General features: G+C 45.2%; 1 protein-coding gene and 1 pseudogene. Both read right to left on the bottom strand.

The annotated features are described in order from the left end of the window. Positions 1 to 135, bottom strand: a pseudogene (locus tag R8N49_RS26380) (adenosylcobinamide-phosphate synthase); the annotation flags it as partial. A gap of 12 nt (positions 136 to 147) precedes the next feature. Beyond that, positions 148 to 795 (bottom strand): 5'-methylthioadenosine/S-adenosylhomocysteine nucleosidase (mtnN, locus tag R8N49_RS26385; RefSeq protein WP_318190354.1); only part of this gene is annotated, 648 nt, incomplete at its 5' end.

Raw genomic sequence — 795 nt, forward strand, 5'->3', positions numbered from 1 at the left:
TTGTTCTGCTACCTTGCGCCATAAAGTCGCAGGGTGAGCGGAATGAGGAATAGAGCGGATCAGGTGAAACAGTAATGCGCCCCACATCACGAGGAGCGCACCATTAGCATAGAATTGCTGAAAAATTTCTTCCATGAATGACTTGGATTACTTAACCAGTTCCAGCATCTTGAATACCATTTCTGAAGAGCTTTTTGCTGCTAGAGGCAGGAATTCTTCAAAGCTCATTGGTGATTCTTTATCAGCAACGTCAGAGATAGCACGTACAACAACAAATGGTGTGTTGAACTGGTGGCAAGTCTGAGCAATAGCTGATGCTTCCATTTCAACCGCAATAACGGATGGGAAGTTTTCACGAATGAACGCTTGGCGCTCAGCCGTGCAAACAAACGCATCGCCCGTACAGATCAAACCGCGAACGGCATGTGTATTTGCCATTTGCTCGAGTGCTTTTTCTGCTAGATCCATCAGTTTTTCATCCGCTTTGAATGCTGCTGGCTGACCTGCCATTTGACCAATTTCATAGCCAAAAGCGGTCACGTCTGCGTCGTGGTGGCGCACTTCTGTAGAAATCACTACGTCACCTAGATTTAGGCTTGAATCGAAACCACCAGCAGAACCTGTGTTGATAACCACATCTGGTTGGTATTCATCAAGAAGAATTGTTGTACCAACTGCCGCAGCAACTTTACCGATACCAGATTGTAGTAGCACTACATCTACATCGTTAATTTGACCAGAGAAAAACGTACAACCTGCTTTGTTTACGGTTTGGCAGTTTGTCATAGCTTCTTT

This window comes from Vibrio sp. 1978 (assembly GCF_033344345.1).